This window comes from Phytoactinopolyspora endophytica, from assembly GCF_004138495.1.
GTDB classification, from domain to species: Bacteria; Actinomycetota; Actinomycetes; order Jiangellales; family Jiangellaceae; genus Phytoactinopolyspora; species Phytoactinopolyspora endophytica.
Map to the genome: position 1 here is coordinate 190,254 of NZ_ML142852.1, position 281 is coordinate 190,534.

General features: G+C 61.2%; 1 protein-coding gene. It reads right to left on the minus strand.

What is annotated here, in order from left to right; all coding sequences use genetic code 11:
• Window positions 1-46 precede the first annotated feature (46 nt).
• Window positions 47-281, minus strand: a 235-nt coding sequence (locus ELR45_RS40640) for a hypothetical protein (protein ID WP_240759365.1), incomplete at its 5' end; no start/stop codon positions are given.

The window sequence follows — 281 nt, forward strand, 5'->3', positions numbered from 1 at the left end:
AAGGCACACTTCAACGCCTTCGCTTTGACCCTATCACCGCCTGGCTCTAGCTGTACGAGCCGAAGTCGTAGTCTTCGAGACGTACTGCTTCGCCAGAGCCTTGCCCGAACTCATAGTCCGAGTAGTCCGCGCCGTAGTCGACCATGGAGTACATGGCCGCCTTGGCCTCCTCGGTCGGCTCCACCCGGAGGTTGCGGTACCGCGCCAAGCCGGTACCGGCCGGGATGAGCTTACCGAGAATGACGTTCTCCTTCAGACCGATCAGCGGATCGGACTTGGCG